The sequence below is a fragment of the Cyclobacterium sediminis genome, from assembly GCF_054781075.1.
In genome coordinates this window covers 109,603-128,555 of the sequence record NZ_BAAGVC010000021.1, presented here as the reverse complement: position 1 = coordinate 128,555, position 18,953 = coordinate 109,603, and the positions used below count along the sequence as shown (strand labels likewise).

Sequence of the window (18,953 nt, the reverse complement as noted above, 5' to 3'; positions counted from 1 at the left end):
AGCTTAAATTAAGTGCATAACAACTGAATGCTTAATTTAAATATCATGATGAATATAGAAGATAATAAGCTGATCCATCAGATTGGTGAAATTTTAGAAAAAAACAAAGATGCAGAAAAAGGATACAATACAGCAGCAGAAAATGCTGAAGATCCAGAACTTAAAGAAATATTTCTCAAAAGATCAAATGAGCGGAGGGATTTTAATCTCCGGTTAAAAAGAGAAGTTGATTCCAACTATGGTGAACTATCAAATAATGGAACCTATAAAGGGGCAATAGAACGAACCTGGATGGATGCAAAGTCATTTGTTGCTGGTAAAAACGATTTATTTTTATTGGAGAATATCATTCGTGGGGAATCAGCAGCCCTTGATGAATATGAAGAATTATTGAAAGCGGAGCATTTACCAATAATGCTGAGTCAAATCATACAAAACCATTTAATTAAAATTCGAACCGACATTATTCAAATTAAATCAATAAAGCAGAAAATGGGGAATTAGGGGTTAATAATAGGTCTTGGATGGATGGAGTGGCATATGCAGAAAAAGTGAAGTAGGTAAATGTCATAGTCAAACATAGTGTTTTCGCAATCTAGAAATAGGGAGAAACAAGTTTGTAGTTATAGCTTAGCGTCTCTTCACATCCTTCATCAACCATATATCTAAATCTTGTTCCTCAGTGGCATGTAGGACAGAAATATCTCCGGTGGTTTCAAAAACAACGGCTTTTATTTGACTTAGCTGTATGACATTGGCCTCCCTTAATTTTGACCGGAGGTCACTTTCTGATACCCTGGCTTTTCTTAAGTTTTTATTAAGAATTTTAGGACCATCCATAAGTAGGAGGGGTGTGTTGTCTACCAAGCTTTCTATAAATTTGTTTCTTCTACCTATCGCAATAGTGATTTGAAGCAAATACACTACAATTAAACCGAAGATCCCATCGATTAAATTAACGGAAGATGATAAAATAGTGGTGGCTATTATTGAACCTACAGCAACAGTCATCGCGAAATCAAAGCTTGACATTTTGGAAAAGCTTCTTTTTCCGCTGATTCTTGTTAATAATATTACGGATAAATAGATTCCTAAGGCGGTCACAAAAATAACTGCCACAGATTCCCAAGAAGTTTTGAATAAATTTTCCATATTATTGGGGTCAGATAAGAGAATGGATTGAAGAGAGTAAATGCCTTGTTAGTTAATTTCTTTTCTAAGATTCTCGAAATTCTCATCTATTCTCTGGTATTACCAGAGCAATGAATTAATGAAATTAGGATCGACAACATAATGGCAGGGGTAGGTTGAAAGGATTAAAAGTTTGGATCAAAGTAAGTTACCTATGGCCAAAACATTAGGTAGGAATACTTATATTTTCAATTTCAATATTTTATTATCATAGCGAAGCTGTAGCAAATTCTACAAACCAACTAATGGTAAGCAAAAGCACTCTTAATCCCTTCCCTATTGCATATTTCTGGTTAAATTCTTTTAAAATTCATGAATAATGAGAAGATAACCATTCCTAGAAAAATAAAACAGAATGCTTTAGCAACTTCCGAGGCGCCTTCAGCCAAGCCGCCAAAACCATACATTGCGGCAAGGATTGCTAAAAGTAAGAATATGATTGTCCACTTAACCATAATATATTCGTTAGTTTTTATTTTTGAATAAAGTTAGCCTGATAATCTTCTTTGAAAGTGCTCTAATGAATAATTAATTGCCTTTAATGAAAGAAATTGATTAAGCCTTTATATTTTCGTCCCGAAATTGAACATAAAGCGTCATTATTGGCTTGATTATGGCAATTAGGTACTAGGATTTATTTATACTTTCTGAAATAAAATATTAAACTGATAATTAATGGCTTCAGGTTTTTTTGCATTATTGGACGACATCGCCACTTTAATGGATGATGTGGCTACCATGAGTAAAGTAGCAGCTAAAAAGACTGCTGGAATTTTAGGAGATGACCTTGCCGTGAATGCGGAAAAGTCCTCAGGTTTTGTTGCTTCCAGAGAAATTCCCGTTTTGTGGGCGATCACCAAGGGCTCATTGAAAAACAAAATTATTATTCTCCCTACAGCATTTTTGTTGAGTGCATTTTTACCAAAAGTCATTACAATTGTATTGTTGCTAGGGGGGCTTTATCTGGCCTATGAAGGGGCAGAGAAGGTCTATGAATTTTTGAGCGGCAATAAACACCATAAAAAAGAGATTGAACATAAAAAACTTACCGAGGAGGAAGTTTTGGCGAGTGAAAAAAATAAAATTAAATCCGCCATTTTCACAGATTTTATTCTTTCTGTTGAAATTGTGATCATAGCCTTGGGTACCGTGATTCAAGAGGTAATTTGGGTGCAAGTTTTGGTTGTTTCTTTAATCGCCTTATTGGCAACTGTAGGGGTATATGGAATCGTTGCAGTAATAGTAAGGATGGATGATTTTGGTCTAAAATTGATCGCATATACGGAAGAAGACAATAGTTTTTCAGATTATTTCGGTAGATTTTTAGTAAATGCATTACCTATTGTGATCAAAGGCCTATCAATCATTGGGACCATTGCTTTAATGTTAGTTGCTGGGGGGATATTTTCCCATAATATTGACTTCTTCCATCATTTATTGCCTGAATTTCCTGCCATTTTAAAAGAGTTTTTAATTGGCTTGGCAGTTGGTGCCGTGGTTTTTATAGTGGTATCCACTATCCTAAGTATCTGGAGAAAAGTCAAGAGATAAAATCTGCCTTCTTTTGAATTACTTGCTTTCAACGGATGCCATTTCAATGATTTGTAAGGCAAATTTTTCGTCCCTAGAAAGAGTATTGGTGCTTTTGCTATGTTTAAATGGATTAGGCTGTGGTAGGCTTTTGGATTCAATCTTCTCCATAATAGCTGGATGAATGTAATAATTTCTACATACACTGGGGGTGTTCCCAAGCTCAGAAGCGACCATTTTCACCACTATATTACTGAATTTTTTGCGTTTGTTTTTTTGTTTTTCTTCAAGAGCTTTTGGGTAATATTCAATTGCCAATCGACATGCTGCCCAAGTGCGGAAATATTTACTTGAATATTCAGCGCACATATTTGCAGCAAGGTATTCATTAACTTCATCACTATCTACAGACTGAAAATTACCATTTTTATCTTTGTACCTAAAAATTTCATATCCTGGCAACTCTGCGGCATCTTTAATCAAGGAAATAAGCTCCGGATCGTCAATCATCACACTTCGATCAATATTACTCTTACCATTGTAGTGGAAGGTAATCCCCTCGCCTTCAATTTTCATATGCTTTCTTCGCAAGGTTGTCAAACCTGTGGTGTCGTTGTTTTCTTGGTAATACTTGTTGCCTATCCTTATACCATACCCATCCAAAATCAATATCATTAGTCCCAATACTTTTTCCTTGCTCCATTCTTTTGATTGGATGGCTCGGTAAGATTTTTTTCTGATAGCAGGTAATGCCTTCGCAAAATTAATTAGCCTGTTGAATTTTTCCAGTTGGCATTTTTGCTCATATGTACTATGGTAAATGTATTGTTTACGCCCTTTTTTGTCTCTTCCGGTGGCTTGGATATGTCCTTCTTCCAACCTGCAAATCTTGACATCACTCCACATAGGAGGGATGACCAAATTCTTTAAGCGCTTTAGTGTCTGTTTGTCTTTAATAGGTTTTCCTTTTTCATTTATGTATCTGAAACCTCTAGCCCATTTTTTTCTGTAAATGCAAAGGGCAGAATCATCAATTTCTCTTATGGCTTTCATTGTTAGGCTATATCAGCTAGGTACATTTAATTGAACTACTGTTTGAAAAATAATAGTAAAGGTTAATAGATTTAACCTCAAATGGGGCCCTATTGTTTTAATATTTATGTTGCCTCTTTCGTTATCTGGTGCCTAATAAATTAATTTGTTGTGTTACATAGATGTAGAGTAAATGGCTAGAATGGTGGGAGAAAAGGATTGACTCCTAGCCGAATACGCCGAGTTTACCCACTTGAATTTATTTGCTCATAGACAGACTTTAAAAATTAATTTATATCTAAATCAGGATTATAAATATTTATAATTTAAAAGAGCTAATAATTTTATTTTTTGAGCAATAGTTATTCTAATATCTCTTTTAGATTTGATCCAATTCCAATGGGAAAGTATTATAAATCATAGAAAATTTTTCCAGCTATCAAAGAAGAGTTATCAATAGGATAAACTGATGCTTCTTTGGGTTCTGGCAACTGCATATTAGCCATTATTTAAAAGATTATAAATAGCTGGAGAAGCTCAATGTGAATTTTATAAATCTTATCAATTAAATCAACCCTATAAAATTTTTAATATGAAAAAAGAAGAAGCAAAACACTCAAAATCAGACCAGCTTAAGCAGTTTACAGTCAACCCCAAAGGTCAGGAATTAACCACTAGGCAAGGGGTTAAAGTCAACGATACCAATAATTCTTTAAAAGCCGGCGTAAGGGGATCTTCACTTCTGGAGGATTTTATTCTTAGGGAGAAAATTACCAGTTTTGATCATGAACGAATCCCAGAACGGATTGTACATGCTAGGGGGAGTGGTGCCCATGGTTACTTTGAATTATATGATAGTATCAGTCAATATTCTAAAGCAGGTATCTTTACAGATACCAATAGAAAAACACCTGTTTTTGTAAGATTCTCTACAGTTGCCGGTTCCAAGGGTTCTACAGATCTTGCAAGGGATGTACGTGGTTTTGCTGTAAAGTTTTATACGGAAGAAGGAACATGGGATTTAGTTGGTAATAATATGCCGATTTTCTTCATTCAGGATGCAATGAAGTTTCCTGATTTGATTCATTCTGTGAAGCCGGAGCCGAATAAAGAGATACCTCAAGCAGCCTCGGCTCATGATACCTTTTATGATTTCATTTCCCTAACTCCAGAAACCTTACACAATCAGATTTGGGTAATGAGCGATAGAGCCATACCGAGAAGTTATCGAATGATGGAAGGTTTTGGGATTCACTCTTACCGTCTGGTCAATGAAAAAGGAGAATCGCATTTCGTTAAGTTTCATTGGAAGCCGGTATTAGGAGTTCATTCAGTTACCTGGGATGAGGCCACAAAAATAAGTGGGGCAGATTCTGATTTCCACAGAAGAGACCTTTGGGAAGCCATTGATTCCGGTCAATTTCCTGAATGGGAGTTAGGGGTGCAAATTGTGCCGGAGGAAGATGAACACAAATTTGATTTTGATTTGTTGGATGCTACAAAATTGATTCCTGAGGAGATGGTTCCCGTTAAGGTGATTGGAAAAATGACCTTGAACAAAAATCCAGAAAACTTCTTTGCTGAAACAGAGCAAGTAGCTTTTTTGCCGGGTAATATTGTGCCTGGTATAGATTTTACCAATGATCCGCTCCTTCAAGGACGCTTATTTTCTTACCGAGATACCCAACTGTCTAGGTTGGGGAGTCCGAATTTCCATCAAATTCCTATCAATCAGCCGCTGGCTAAAGCTCATCATAACCAAAGGGATGGGCACATGCAGACCGAAATTCCTAAGGGTCAAACGGCCTACTTTCCCAATACACTTGGAGGAGGCTGCCCCCACCTTTCGAAGATGGCAGAGGGAGCATTTTCTTCATATGAAGAAAAAATAGATGGGAATAAAATTAGAGCAAGGAGTGAAAGTTTCAACGATTTCTTCTCCCAACCCGCTCTCTTTTATAGAAGCTTGGCTGATTGGGAAAAAAGCCATGTGGCCAATGCCTATTCCTTTGAATTGGGTAAATGTAATCACAAGCATATTCAGGAAAGAATGCTATGGATGATTGCTCAAATTGACAATAAATTGGCTGAAGAAGTTGCAGGTAATTTAGGGCTTAGTGTACCTGAAAAGATAGAGGAACCGATAAATCAAGCGATAGGGGCTGATGCTAACGTAGCAGCTTATCAACCCGGACCTAAAAAAAATTACCTTGACAAATCAACAGCCCTGAGTCAAGCCAATACCAAATTCGATAGCATTGCTACCCGAAAAATTGCTTTTTTAGCCGCTGACGGATTTAAAATGGACGATTTTAAACAAATGAAATCGGCTTTAGAAGCTGAAAATGCTGTTTGCATGATAGTTGCCCCTCATGGTGGGACAATAAAATGTGATGCTGATATGGATCATCCTGTTGGAGCAAGTATTACCACGACCGAGAGTGTTCTTTTTGATGCCATATACATACCGGGTGGGCAGGCTTCGATTGAGGCATTATCAAAAACGCCTAAATTCATAAAGTTTATCAATGAAGCCTTAAAGCACTGCAAAGCCATTGCCGTAGATAATGAAGGGGAAAATCTATTGGATGAAACATATGTAAAAGATTTTAAAGATGACAAAGCCGTTCTAATCAATGCTGAGCCTAATTCTTTTATCAAGGCAATTGCTCAACATAGAAATTGGGACCGAATGAAAAAGACAGAAGGTATTCCTGTTTAGTACCTATAAGTTGATCCTTATAAAAGCTTAATTTTCTGAAGGAGTTTTCCAGGTATAATATACTTGGATATGCTCCTTCAGAAAGTTTATACATTAGCATTGTTTGGAATGTCAATATGAAATAAAAAGTATTAAGACCATACCACCCAGATTTTTCAATAGTTTTTATCTTTCGGTTGGATTAAAACGCAATTGATAATATTTGTTTTCTACCAACAAAAAAAGCCTTGGAAAACCAAGGCTTTAAGCGGAATGGACGGGACTCGAACCCGCGACCTCCTGCGTGACAGGCAGGCATTCTAACCAGCTGAACTACCACTCCAATATTTTTTAATTTTTGAGTTTCGATCCAGCGACCTTCCCGATAAAGTCGGGACATTCTAACCAGCTGAACTACCACTCCAATATTTTTAATTCTTCAAGTATCGATCCAGCGACCTTCCCGATAAGTCGGGACATTTTAGCCAGCTGAACTACTTCTCTTTTTTTGTTAGAATTTCACTATTGGAAAGTGAAAATTGGTAAATCTATTATTAAGAAGTTAAAAAAAGCCTTGGAAAACCAAGGCTTTTAAGCGGAATGGACGGGACTCGAACCCGCGACCTCCTGCGTGACAGGCAGGCATTCTAACCAGCTGAACTACCACTCCAATGTTTTTATTTCTTAAGTTTTGATCCAGCGATCTTCCCGATAAGTCGGGACATTCTAACCAGCTGAACTACCACTCTTTTCTTGTTTCTTTATTACTCCTCGTTTGAAGTGGTACAAAGGTAGAAGAATGTTTGTTTTTATACAATAGTAGGACAAAAAAAAAGAAGTGATTTGCTTTATCACTTTCATATTCAAGGACATTAATTTTAAATGAACATTTTCATGACCTCTTATAAGGTTTGATTTGCTTATAACCTTACTTAAACTCTCCAAAGATTCGGCTATGAATTTGTTTCACTATGTCTGATTCATTTTTCATTCATCTATTGCCCTTTTAATTACTTGCGCCAGGGCTATTTTAAGGCAGTAGTGTACTATTATAAGGCAATCAATAATAAAGGTTTCTCCAATTAATTGAATTTTCGTACATTAAAAAAGACTTGTAATTAAAAGGGGGCGAATTGCTTTTTGGGTCTAAGTTTTAAAATTTTAAATAAACAAAGTTTGGAAGAGTCAGAATTACACCAAGAATTACCATTCTTTAAAAACCTTCAGGAATATTTGAGGGAATTTGTATATGGAGGAATCGATGGAGCGGTTACCACTTTTGCTGTGGTAGCCGGAGCTGTTGGAGCAAATCTGGATCCTATGGTAATAATTATATTAGGTTTTGCCAACTTATTTGCTGACGGATTGTCCATGTCAATCGGCGCTTACCTTTCTTCCAAATCAGAAAAGGAAAATTACCAGAAACACAAAAATATAGAATATTGGGAGGTTGATAATATCCCAAAGAAGGAACGTGAAGAAATTGTTACCATTTATAAGGAAAAAGGTTTTGAAGGAAAACTGCTGCAAGAGGTGGTCGAGGTGATTGTGGCAGACAGAGATCGGTGGGTGAATGAAATGATGAAGGACGAGCTTAATATGATTGAAGAAGTAAAAAGCCCATTTAAGATAGGTTTAGCAACACTTATTTCCTTCGTAGTGGTGGGGTTTATCCCATTGATCGTATATGTCTGGGATTATTTTTATACGGTTGATTTTGATGTTTTTTTCTGGACATGCTTGCTTACAGGGTTGGCATTCGTATTGGTAGGAGCTTTAAAGAGCTGGGTCAACCAGACCGGTATATGGCAAAGTGTAATTGAAACACTTTTACTGGGGATTGTGGCTGCTTTGGTAGCTTACTTTGTAGGGGATTTATTGGAAGCTTTTCTACTAAAATAAAAAAAAGCCTTTGTAATACAAAGGCTCCTAGGTGGGTTTATTTTAACCGACTACAGCTATATTTCTGGCGCAATGCCTTACTGAGTAAGTATTTAAATTGTTATGATTTTTTAAACTTAAGAAAAACAAATGGAAGCACAAGGGGCATTATAGCATATCTTTTCATTAAGTTGAAAAAAAATTAAATATTTCAAATTTTCTACTTTTACCAAATAATATTTTACTGAAATTGCTGCAAAAATCATTAAAAAGTGTATTATTTACACTTTTTAACATGTTTTTGAAATATTATCAATGGATATCAATTTTAGATTATATTTAACATTTAGGTAACTTTAGTAATTGGTTTGGCTCAAGGGGATTCCGTGATTTTAAGTTGGGGAAACAAACCAATTTTTCTGAGAAATGTTTCAGTTTCTAAAATGGTTTGTTCATAGATTTCTCGGTTCTTATAGTTGAAAAAACCATGAGGCTGACCATCATACAATACCAATTCACAATAGCTTCCCAAATTTTCCATAGCTTTCTGATAATACCTGCCCGTGATTACAGGAATTAGACGGTCTTTTGTACCTAGAAAAAATAAGGTGGGAGGGACGCCCTTTTTTAAGTTGTGTAGGGGTGAAACCTCTTTGTACCGATCTCCTAGTCGTTCATAACCATAGCCTGCTGGTCCATTATCAATGACAGGGTTAAAGAGAAGTAGCGCAACAGGCTTAGCACTAATACCTTTGTATGCTTCACCCTCAAACCCTAAAATTGTTGCGGTACTAGCTGCAAGATGTCCCCCTGCTGAGCCTCCGGATGCAATCACTTTCGCAGAATCTATACCCAACCGGACTGCATTCTTTTTGACGTATTTCATGGCCGATTTAGCATCTTCGATGGCTTCAAATGGACTGGTACCCTGGCGAGAAGAAACCCTGTAATCTACCAGCACAGTGACAAATCCTTTTTTTGAAAAGTGTGCTGCATGCGGACGAAACTGATCCCAACTGCCAGAAACCCATCCTCCTCCGAAGAAAAAAACGATTGCAGGCTTGTCTTTTCTTTTTTCATCTGAAAGATAAATGTCCATTTTTAACGTGTCATTACCTGTAATTTTGTAAATCTCTTCTCTGTGATTTTGTGCCTTTGTTGTCAATTCGGTGGAAATGAAACAGACCAACAAAAGAATGGGGTGTATGATGTAGATCGAATTTTTCATGAATGTAGCTTTCAATTAAAGGGAGAGGGTGTAGTTTATAAAAGATTGTATAAATCAAATTAACGTTTTTTACCCTATTGATTTGTTCTATTTTCAAAAATAAGATTTCGGATTTATTTTCAAAGTAAAAATTCTACTGATATGCTGTTTAAAAGCCTACAGTATACTTTAATATGATGGGATCCTCTTCATCAATTAAATTTTCTACACATTGTAAAAGTAGTTCTTCATACTTGCCGAAATAAGATAGGTCTAAAGCCCTCTGCCAGTCTTCATATTGCAAAACTTGATAAAAATATCCGTCTTTTGAATAAGTACTGTTTCTGACATCGGTTAATGATTTGGTGATTTTTTTCATGCCTGTATCACGTTGAATAAACACATCGTAAAATGGGAAGGTAGAAAGGTCTTCTTGATTAAAATTATTGCTTTTGTCAATCCCATAAATCATGAGTTTTAGGATTCCATCACTATAATCAATTAAGCCTGAGTTGAAGGCGTAATTTTGTGAAAGTAGAATTTTTTCCATAAAAGCGTGACCGTCCAATTCATAGTCCTCGGCAGAAATTCCCTTACTTCCAAAGTTTAGAGTCAAGTAAGTTGTTACGGTATCCTGTTGATAATGATAAATTGTATCGGAAAGTCCAAAATTCAATAATTTCCCATTATTTGTGTTTGCTACCAAGCCCGGATTTAACTCACCACTAAAAGGGAGGGATAAAATGGATAGTTCTTTTGTGTTTTTTGTCTCAGAATTTATTATTTGGAATATTTTTTCTCGACCATTTCCAGTTTTTTCAGTTGAAATTAGCCAATTATCTTCTCCGCTTTTTGAGACGGTAGGGACAAAGTTGTTATCCGCCAATTTAATTTCACTTAGGTAATCTAATTCCGGTAAGCTGTATTCTAATAAATTTCCTCTTCCTGTATTGATAAACAGTGTATTGTCTTCTACTATGATGCCGTGAATAGTAGGGTATTCACCGGGCCCATTTCCCTTTTTATTCCAACTTCGTAGGTGATTTCCATTAAGATCAAAGGAATGAATGGAGAGGTCTTTGAAGCTTTTATTGGCATAATAGATTTTATCTTTGATGACCAAGTCATACACTTTACCGGATAGATTTATCAAAGTGTCTTCTGGAGCAATTAGCGGTATGAATTCAATATCTGAAACAGAGGCTTCAAAGGGTAGAACTTCCTTATTGTCTATTAAAAAAGAAGGAGTGTCTATGGACACCCCTTCGTCTATTTTTGATTGACATTGAATTAAAACTATACTAACAAAACTAATAAGTATAGAATAACGATTATAGCTTTTCATCTGTAGTTTATTTTGGGCCGGCTTCAATAATTTTTAAATCAACTTGGTCCTTGAATTGATTGAAATTGTCTTTAAAAAGATTTATCAGCTTTGTTTTAACTTCACTAAATTTTTCCTGATCCTTCCAGGTGTGTTCTGGTACTAATATTTCACTTGGTACACCGGGGCAGCTTGTAGGGATTTGTAGATTAAAATCACTTTCATTTACAAAAGCAACATTGTCAAAATCCCCATGATGAATGGCATCCAAAATCGCCCGTGTATATTTCAACTTTATTCTTGCGCCTACTCCGTAGGATCCACCACTCCACCCAGTATTGACCAACCAGGCATTGACATTGTGATTTTTTATTTTATCAGCCAATAAGTTAGCATATTTATTTGGATGCCACATCATAAATGCGGCACCAAAGCAAGCGCTAAAGGTAGCTTCCGGGTCTTTTACCCCCATTTCGGTACCAGCAACCTTGGCAGTATAGCCTGAAATAAAGTGATAGCTAGCCTGCTCAGGGCTCAATTTACTAACTGGAGGCAAAACTCCAAAAGCATCACAGGTAAGGAAAATTATGTTTTTTGGATGACCTGCAGTACACGGAATTTTTGTGTTTGCTATATAGTCGATGGGGTAAGATGCACGGGTGTTTTGAGTAATTGAAGTGTCTGAATAATCCACTTTTCTACTAACCGGATCATAGACTACGTTTTCTAATACTGTGCCGTAGCGAATGGCTCCAAAAATATCAGGTTCTGCTTCCTCACTCAAATCTATGGCTTTCGCATAACAACCTCCCTCAATATTGAAAACCCCTTCATCATGCCAGCAATGCTCGTCATCACCGATTAGTTTCCTTTTGGGATCTGCACTAAGTGTGGTTTTGCCTGTCCCGGAAAGGCCAAATAGTAAGGTGACATCACCTTTTTCTCCCACATTGGCTGAGCAATGCATGGACAACACATCCTGCTCCGGCATCAAGTAGTTCATGATGGTAAATATGCCCTTTTTCATTTCTCCGGCATACTCAGTACCTAATATTACCACCTCCTTATTTTCCAAGCTTATTCCTACACTTGTTTTGGAAGTCATATTGGTGGTGAAGTGGTTGGCGGGAAATTCTCCGGCATTAAAAATTACATAATCCGGTTCTCCAAATTCTTTTAGCTCTTCTTCTGTTGGGAGAATTAGCATGTTTTGCATAAATAACGCATGATACGCTCTTGTGCATATTATCCTTACTTTTATTCTGAACTTTGGATCCCAACCTGCAAAGGCATCTACCACGTATAGGTGTTCCCTTGTGTTAAAATAATCTATGGCACGTTCTCTATTCACCATAAATGTGTGCTCATCCATTTCATAATTTACAGAACCCCAATCAATGTCTTTCTCAGACTCAGGATGTCTTACAATGCGTTTGTCCTTTGGGCTCCTTCCCGTTTTCGTACCTGAATAGACCATCAGGGCTCCGGTACTGGAAATGGCAGATCCTTTTTCTAGTCTCAAAGCAGCTTCGTACAACAATGCTGTTTCTCCATTTCTTAAAATATCCGTTACTTCTATTTCGTATTTTTTTAAATCAAAATCCATGGTTCTAATTCTCTTTTTTAGTTCTCAATTGCGATTAGTTAAAAATACCAATATATGGGCGGAATGGCAATGTGGTCTGTCAGAAAAAATCATGACTAAAATCATAAAAATCTATCTATGTTAATGGAATAATAGATAGTATATAAATATTTAAAGAAATAGCTGTAAGGAGAGTGTTCCCTGCAGCTATTTCTTAAGCTATCTTTGAGTGAAAGAGAAAAGCAGGCCTAACATATTTAACGAATTTAAGGTATCCATTTTATGTGCTTAAAATTGGGCTTGCGCTTCTGGAGAAAAGCATCACGGCCTTCTTTAGCCTCTTCAGTCATATAGGCGAGTCTGGTAGCTTCTCCGGCAAAAACTTGCTGACCTACCATACCGTCATCGGTAAGGTTGAATGCAAATTTTAACATTTTTATTGAGGTAGGGGATTTTTCCAGTATCTCCTGCGCCCATTGGAAAGCGGTGTCTTCCAGTTCATCATGTGGAATAACTGCATTTACCATTCCCATCTCATAGGCTTCTTGAGCGGAATAATTACGACCTAAAAAGAAAATTTCTCGTGCTTTCTTTTGGCCTACCATTTTGGCCAAATAAGCAGACCCATATCCTCCATCAAAACTAGTAACATCTGCATCTGTTTGTTTGAATATGGCATGTTCCTTACTTGCAAGGCTAAGGTCACACACTACATGTAGACTGTGGCCACCACCAACTGCCCAGCCCGGAACTACAGCTATGACCACTTTTGGCATAAAGCGGATAAGGCGTTGAACCTCCAAAATGTTCAAGCGGTGCATTCCGTCTTCTCCTACATAGCCTTGGTGTCCCCTTGCTTTTTGATCTCCGCCACTACAAAAGGAATAGACCCCATCTTTGGAGGAAGGGCCTTCTGCAGAAAGCAATACCACGCCAATGTTTACGTCTTCCCTTGCATCCAGGAAGGCATCATAAAGTTCACTGGTAGTTTGGGGGCGAAAAGCATTTCTAATATCAGGCCTATTGAAGGCAATTCTGGCCACACCTTCACATTTCTTATAAGTAATGTCCTTGTATTCTTTTACTGTTTTCCAATTGATCATTTCCAGGTTGATTTTTTATTGCAAGTTAACAGGCTATTTTAATTTTGTAAAATTAAGCCTGCTGATTATGGCTGAGAGTTCATAATTTATTTATTTTGTACAGCCAAAAACCTATGATAACATTCGGGGATACAACTTATACAATAAACCAGATACGAAAGGGTGAAGGCCATCATCTGGCTAATCCTTTTAAAGAAGCTTTCGCTTTTTGTGAGCAATGGTTAAATGGCAAGGATAGCTTTGTCTTACAAACCTCAGGATCTACAGGCTTGCCTAAGAAAGTGACAGTTTCCCGAGAACAATTGGAAGAAAGCGCAAAGGCTACCAAAACGTTTTTCGGATTTAGCAAAGGCTGTAAAATGCTCTGTTGTTTGGATACAGAAAAGGTGGCCGGCAAAATGATGCTTGTCAGGGCGCTGGAATGGGAAGGTGAATTAAAAGTCATTGCGGCTGATGCTAACCCTCTGAAGGGTTTTGAAAATGAACATTTTGATTTTGTTGCTTTGGTTCCTTTGCAAGTGGAAAATAGTTTGACTTCAGAGAATGGAACCTTAGCTTTGAGCCAAGTAAAAAATATTATCATAGGTGGTGCCCCCATTTCTTCACGGTTGAGAGCGCAATTGAGCCGGTTACCGGGCAGGCTCTTCCAGACTTATGGAATGACAGAAACAGTTTCTCACATTGCCCTTGCCGATTTAAAAAGCAATGGCGATCTCATTTACAGGGCCTTGCCTAATGTACAGATAAAAGTAGATGACTCCAATCGCCTTATGATTCTAGCTCCCATGGGGGGCAATTCTTGGTTGCAAACCAATGATATTGTAAAGCTCGAAAGTGAAGATGCTTTTACATGGAAAGGTAGGGCTGATCGTGTGGTGAATTCAGGGGGTGTAAAATTACATCCGGAAGAAATTGCAGCAGAAATTGGAGACCTGGTTCAATTGTATTTTCCGCAAAGCATGTTTTTTTTAACAGGTATCAAAGATGACAAGTTAGGACAGGCATTGGCTTTGGTTATTGAAGGAAAGGAAAATGCTGTAGCAGGGGAATTACTGCTTCAAAAAGCGAAAAGCTTGCTTCCAAAATTCCATAACCCCAAACAAATCTTGTTTTTTCCTCAATTCAAGCTAACAAGTTCAGGTAAGATAGATCAATTGCGTACTTTAGCAAAATGATAAACCAAGCCATACTTATCCTATCTACTTTGCTTATGGGGCTTTCCCTTTCAGAAAACAGTACGAATTTGACCATTCAAGTTGATGTCCAAGGAGAAAATGCAGGCCTCGTGCAACTCTTATTGTTTAAGGGAGCAAAAGGTTTTCCTGATCAGGCTTCTGCGGCAATTGAAACTGCGTCTGCCAAGGTTCAATCGGGGAAGGCAGTATTTAAGTTTAAGAATTTGGAAACAGGGGTTTATGCAGTCTCTGCATTTCATGATGTTGATGGGGATGGTGTAATGCGTAAAAATTTGTTTGGCATACCCAAAGATCTCTATGGGTTTTCTAATGACGCAAGGGGCACTTTTTCTGCCCCAACCTTTGAAAGTGCTTCCTTTCAGCTATCTAGGGGAGAGCATACCATAAGTTTTACTTTGAAATAATTATGCTGAAGAATCTTCAAATTATCGTTGCCTTAATTGGGCTTATTGCGGCTATCGTATATATACTGTACTTCTTTAGGGTTATTTATCATCCTTATATTCCTACAATCGCAGGAGGAACGGTTATTTTCTCTTACCTATTCGGGGTTTACGCCAAAAAGAAACAAGGGAATTGAAAGGCGAAAAAAATAATGCCGGCTCAACCACCGGCATTATCTTGTAATTTATTCAAAGAATGATTTCAAAGCACTGATTTTTGCTTCTAGGGAAGCCTCTGTGGCCCTGTACGCCTCTCTGTTAGGTAAATTTTCATTGACAGAGATGTAGTATTTGATTTTAGGTTCTGTCCCTGATGGTCTTGCAGAAATTTTGCTACCATCTTCAAGATAAAACTGTATGACATTGGATTTATCCAGATCCAATTTTTCCTCTGTACCGGATTTCATGTCATATATGACGCTTTCTTGTACATCCACAATCTTGCTAACGGCAATTCCGTTGATTGAGGTAGGCTTGTTGGTTCTAAAACCCTTCATCAATTCTTGAATTTGCTCGGCGCCGTCTTTTCCTTTTTTAGTGATTGAAATGAGGGCCTCTTTGTAAAACCCGTATTTCATGTAAATTTCAGCCAAGACGTCTATAATATTTAGGCCTTTTTGTTTGTAATAAGCCATGATTTCAGCCACTACTGCACAGGCTGAAACTCCATCCTTATCTCTAACAAAATCACCTACCAGGAACCCATAACTCTCTTCTCCACCGGCAATAAATTCTTTTTTGCCTTCATTAGCTAATATTACTGCTGCAATGTTTTTAAAACCTGTTAGGACATCGAAATATTCTACATTAAACCCTTTACTGATTTCTCCCAGTAAACCTGTAGTCACTATCGTGCTTACAGTAAATTGGTTTCCGGTAAGTCTTCCCTGCTCTCTGTACATATTGAGCAGATAATAGATGATCAGCGCACCTGTTTGGTTACCGTTTAGTAATTCATAGTCATTGTTTTCATTCTTAACAACCGCGGCATACCTGTCTCCATCCGGATCACATGCCAAGACTAGTTCTGCATTTATTTCTTTGGCAAGCTTAATAGATAGATCCAGAGCTTCTGTTTCTTCCGGGTTAGGGTATTTAACCGTGGGGAAATTACCGTCCGGTTCGATTTGTTCTTTGACTACATGAACATTCTCAAAACCGAAAACCTTTAGGGCGTCAGGAACCATTTTTCCGGAGGCCCCATGGATTGGTGAAAAAACAATGGTCATGTCTTTTTCCGCTAAATTCGTCAGCGGTGACATGCTTAATTTTTTGACTTCATCAAGGTATATGGCATCGAAATCCTCTTCAATATACTCTATTAAACTGTCGTCTTTGGCCCAATTTACATCATCGATAGATTTGATTTTCAATACCTCGGTAATGATGTTTTTGTCATGAGGTGCCACCACTTGGCCTCCATCGTCCCAATATACTTTATAGCCATTGTACTCTTTAGGGTTATGGGAAGCTGTGACCATCACCCCACTCTGACAACCATAGTGCCTGATGGCGAAAGAGAGCATAGGTGTAGGGCGCATGTCTCTAAAATATTTTACCTTAATGCCATTGGCGGTTAAAACATTGGCCGTAGTTTCTGCAAAAAGCGTGTTGTTGATCCTGGAATCATGGGTAATAGCAAGGCTTATTTCCTCTTCTGGAAAAGAAGCTTTAAGGTAATTTGCCAGACCTTGTGTAGCCATACCAATGGTGTAAACATTCATTCGGTTGGAACCCACCCCCATTAATCCTCTTAAACCTCCTGTGCCAAACTCTAGATCTTTATAAAAGGAATCTATTAGTTCCGTTTGATCTTGAGCATTTAATAAAGCATGTATCTCTGCTTTACTTTTTTCGTCGATGTTACTATTAAGCCAAGCTTGTGCTTTTTCGATTATGATTGTGTCAGTCATATTTTTTAAAAAAAATTACTATGGTTTGAGAATTATAGCCAAAATATAAGCATTTATATGGATTAAGCCTTAATGAGTCTTTAGATTTTTCCCTAGGATAAAATAATAAGTTGGCTGCCATACTTTTAATAATTCTAAGTTGGAATATGGTTTCATATTATTTACCTTCATCTATTTAAAAAATATAATAGTAATAGCTTATATGGATTTTGAGAAATTAGATGTGGAACTCACCAAGATCGTTAAATTGCGAATTAAGTTGAGTGAAATAACTTATGCAGACCCGGAATATGATGACATCGAGGAGGAAATGCATGACCTTGAAGATGATTTGAATGAGGAGTTTGGAGATGAACTGGAAAGTAAATTAGAAGACATTTATGCCAAATTGGTGTCCGACAATGAAGTACTTCTTCCTTCTGCTTATTTGGCAAACAAATACATCCCAATGTTGCCGGATGCAAGAGGCGTCATTACCTATGATGTTCAAGGTAGGGAAGGTGTCCCAATTGAGTCAGAACAATTTGATGGGCAAGATGTGAGGATAGTATTGGTGCCAAACCCTACACGTTTTGTCATGGTAATCAATGGGAGATCATTAAAAGACCTTTGGAGATCCAGATAAATAGAAGAAATATTCAATCAATATTATTGTCTATCAGTTCGTTACTAATCTATTAAATAATCCGAGTTTAATCAATAATTAAGTTTTGACTGATTGCCAGTTTTTTGATGAATTTTAAAAGAACTAAAAATTATAAAATAAAAAAAACAGGTGTTTTTGCACCTGTTTTTTTTATCCTTTCCTTGTTAGAAATAATATATCAAGTCTTAATCAAAACTTGAGATACAGCCTTTATCCAAAGCCAAGTTTTTTTCTAACCACAGATAAAACTTCACCGGCTTCTTCTCGGGCTTTTTCTTCCCCGGCTTCAAGTTTTGCTTCCAATTCCGGAAGGTTGTTCATATAATAGTTGAATTGCTCTCGCTCATTTTTATAGCTATCTAGAATTAAACCCAGTAATTCTTTTTTAGCATGTCCATAACCAAAATTTCCTCCCAAATACTTTTCACGCAAAGCCAAAGTTTGTTCCTCGCTAGCGATTAGCTTGTACAGTTTGTAAACATTACATACATCAGGGTCTTTTGGTTCTTCCAGAGGAGTGCTATCGGTTACAATGGTATTGACATTTTTCTTTAGTTGCTTTTCGGGGAGGAAAATATCGATGTAATTGTTATAAGATTTACTCATTTTTTGCCCATCTGTACCCGGGATAATCATCACTTCATTACTGATTCGTGGTTCCGGTATTTTTAATACTTCATCTCCTAAACGGTGGTTAAAGGCACTGGCAATGTCTCTGGAAATTTCTAAATGTTGCAATTGATCTTTACCTACAGGCACCAAATCAGCACCATATAGCAGAATATCTGCTGCCATCAGTACAGGGTAGGTAAACAATCCGGCATTTACATCTGATAAACGATCTGATTTGTCCTTAAAGCTATGGGCATTGGCTAGCATGGGATAAGGTGTGAAGCAACTCAGGTACCAAGTGAGTTCAGTTACTTGAGGAACCCTTGACTGTCGGTAAAATACAGATTTGTTGATATCCAATCCGAAAGCCATCCAAGCTGCAGCTACAGCATTGACATTGTCTATTCTTGTCGCTGCATCCTTGATCGTGGTAAGGGAGTGAAAATCTGCAATGAAGATAAATGATTCATTGGCCTCATTTTTTGTCAAGGTTATGGCTGGTTTTATTGCACCCAAAATATTCCCTAAATGCGGTTTTCCTGAACTTTGTATACCTGTGAGTACTCTTGCCATTATTATCTTTTTGACA

At 37.3% G+C, this 18,953-nt stretch carries 17 protein-coding genes and 2 tRNA genes; 8 read left to right on the top strand and 11 right to left on the bottom strand.

Features of this window, described 5'->3' with window-relative positions; genetic code table 11:
* The first annotated feature begins 45 nt into the window (after nt 1–45).
* Nucleotides 46–504, top strand: a complete 459-nt coding sequence (locus tag ACYVHJ_RS17790) for a ferritin-like domain-containing protein (protein WP_460517443.1) — start codon at nt 46–48, stop codon at nt 502–504.
* 126 nt (nt 505–630) lie between these two features.
* On the opposite strand, the gene ACYVHJ_RS17785 is transcribed toward ACYVHJ_RS17790, so the two are convergent.
* Complete coding sequence (locus ACYVHJ_RS17785; protein WP_460517440.1) at nt 631–1,152, bottom strand: DUF421 domain-containing protein; 522 nt, start codon at nt 1,150–1,152, stop codon at nt 631–633.
* Between the two features lie 332 nt (nt 1,153–1,484).
* Complete coding sequence (locus ACYVHJ_RS17780; RefSeq protein ID WP_339904631.1) at nt 1,485–1,646, bottom strand: DUF1328 domain-containing protein; 162 nt, start codon at nt 1,644–1,646, stop codon at nt 1,485–1,487.
* Nucleotides 1,647–1,866: 220 nt separating this feature from the next.
* On the opposite strand from ACYVHJ_RS17780, the gene ACYVHJ_RS17775 reads away from it, so the two are divergent.
* On the top strand, nt 1,867–2,742 hold the full coding sequence (locus tag ACYVHJ_RS17775; protein WP_460517436.1) for a DUF808 domain-containing protein: 876 nt from the start codon (nt 1,867–1,869) through the stop codon (nt 2,740–2,742).
* A gap of 18 nt (nt 2,743–2,760) precedes the next feature.
* Here the strand turns inward: ACYVHJ_RS17775 and ACYVHJ_RS17770 are convergent, their stop codons facing one another.
* Nucleotides 2,761–3,774 carry a DNA topoisomerase IB gene (locus tag ACYVHJ_RS17770; protein ID WP_339904627.1) on the bottom strand — a complete coding sequence of 338 codons (1,014 nt, stop codon included), beginning with the start codon at nt 3,772–3,774 and terminating at the stop codon, nt 2,761–2,763.
* A 571-nt stretch (nt 3,775–4,345) separates the two neighbouring features.
* Here ACYVHJ_RS17770 and ACYVHJ_RS17765 point away from each other — a divergent pair.
* Nucleotides 4,346–6,475, top strand: coding sequence for a catalase (locus ACYVHJ_RS17765; RefSeq protein WP_339904625.1), 2,130 nt, complete (start codon nt 4,346–4,348; stop codon nt 6,473–6,475).
* 248 nt (nt 6,476–6,723) lie between these two features.
* Here the strand turns inward: ACYVHJ_RS17765 and ACYVHJ_RS17760 are convergent.
* A tRNA-Asp gene (locus tag ACYVHJ_RS17760) sits at nt 6,724–6,797 on the bottom strand.
* 253 nt (nt 6,798–7,050) lie between these two features.
* Nucleotides 7,051–7,124: transfer RNA gene (locus tag ACYVHJ_RS17755), tRNA-Asp, on the bottom strand.
* Between the two features lie 506 nt (nt 7,125–7,630).
* On the opposite strand from ACYVHJ_RS17755, the gene ACYVHJ_RS17750 reads away from it, so the two are divergent.
* Complete coding sequence (locus ACYVHJ_RS17750) at nt 7,631–8,356, top strand: VIT1/CCC1 transporter family protein (RefSeq protein WP_460517431.1); 726 nt, start codon at nt 7,631–7,633, stop codon at nt 8,354–8,356.
* A gap of 352 nt (nt 8,357–8,708) precedes the next feature.
* Here the strand turns inward: ACYVHJ_RS17750 and ACYVHJ_RS17745 are convergent, their stop codons facing one another.
* The 4 genes from ACYVHJ_RS17745 to ACYVHJ_RS17730 form a co-directional block, all read right to left on the bottom strand.
* Entirely contained in the window at nt 8,709–9,563 is an 855-nt protein-coding gene (locus ACYVHJ_RS17745) for an alpha/beta hydrolase (protein ID WP_339902158.1), read from the bottom strand.
* A 148-nt stretch (nt 9,564–9,711) separates the two neighbouring features.
* Nucleotides 9,712–10,887: a 6-bladed beta-propeller gene (locus tag ACYVHJ_RS17740; RefSeq protein WP_339902157.1), complete on the bottom strand. Its 1,176-nt coding sequence runs from the start codon at nt 10,885–10,887 to the stop codon at nt 9,712–9,714.
* A 7-nt stretch (nt 10,888–10,894) separates the two neighbouring features.
* Complete coding sequence (gene pckA, locus ACYVHJ_RS17735; RefSeq protein WP_339902156.1) at nt 10,895–12,472, bottom strand: phosphoenolpyruvate carboxykinase (ATP); 1,578 nt, start codon at nt 12,470–12,472, stop codon at nt 10,895–10,897.
* Nucleotides 12,473–12,717: 245 nt separating this feature from the next.
* Nucleotides 12,718–13,554, bottom strand: coding sequence for a 1,4-dihydroxy-2-naphthoyl-CoA synthase (locus ACYVHJ_RS17730; protein ID WP_339902155.1), 837 nt, complete (start codon nt 13,552–13,554; stop codon nt 12,718–12,720).
* Nucleotides 13,555–13,667: 113 nt separating this feature from the next.
* Here ACYVHJ_RS17730 and ACYVHJ_RS17725 point away from each other — a divergent pair, with 113 nt between their 5' ends.
* From ACYVHJ_RS17725 to ACYVHJ_RS17715, 3 genes are read left to right on the top strand one after another with little or no spacing between them, the layout of a single operon-like run.
* A complete protein-coding gene (locus ACYVHJ_RS17725) occupies nt 13,668–14,729 on the top strand; it encodes an AMP-binding protein (protein WP_339902154.1) in 1,062 nt (353 codons plus the stop codon).
* Nucleotides 14,726–15,154, top strand: coding sequence for a DUF2141 domain-containing protein (locus tag ACYVHJ_RS17720; RefSeq protein WP_339902153.1), 429 nt, complete (start codon nt 14,726–14,728; stop codon nt 15,152–15,154). The genes ACYVHJ_RS17725 and ACYVHJ_RS17720 overlap by 4 nt, the downstream gene beginning before the upstream one ends.
* A gap of 2 nt (nt 15,155–15,156) precedes the next feature.
* Nucleotides 15,157–15,330 (top strand): hypothetical protein, encoded by a 174-nt coding sequence (locus ACYVHJ_RS17715; RefSeq protein WP_303615485.1) that lies wholly within the window; start codon nt 15,157–15,159, stop codon nt 15,328–15,330.
* 48 nt (nt 15,331–15,378) lie between these two features.
* Here the strand turns inward: ACYVHJ_RS17715 and ACYVHJ_RS17710 are convergent, their stop codons facing one another.
* The gene (locus ACYVHJ_RS17710) at nt 15,379–17,106 is read right to left on the bottom strand and encodes a phospho-sugar mutase (RefSeq protein ID WP_460517422.1); all 1,728 of its coding nucleotides are present in this window, start codon (nt 17,104–17,106) and stop codon (nt 15,379–15,381) included.
* 202 nt (nt 17,107–17,308) lie between these two features.
* Between ACYVHJ_RS17710 and ACYVHJ_RS17705 the strand changes: the two genes are divergently transcribed.
* Nucleotides 17,309–17,731 (top strand): hypothetical protein, encoded by a 423-nt coding sequence (locus ACYVHJ_RS17705; protein ID WP_339902151.1) that lies wholly within the window; start codon nt 17,309–17,311, stop codon nt 17,729–17,731.
* A gap of 231 nt (nt 17,732–17,962) precedes the next feature.
* On the opposite strand, the gene trpS is transcribed toward ACYVHJ_RS17705, so the two are convergent.
* Nucleotides 17,963–18,937, bottom strand: a complete 975-nt coding sequence (gene trpS, locus ACYVHJ_RS17700) for a tryptophan--tRNA ligase (RefSeq protein WP_339902150.1) — start codon at nt 18,935–18,937, stop codon at nt 17,963–17,965.
* Nucleotides 18,938–18,953 lie beyond the last annotated feature (16 nt).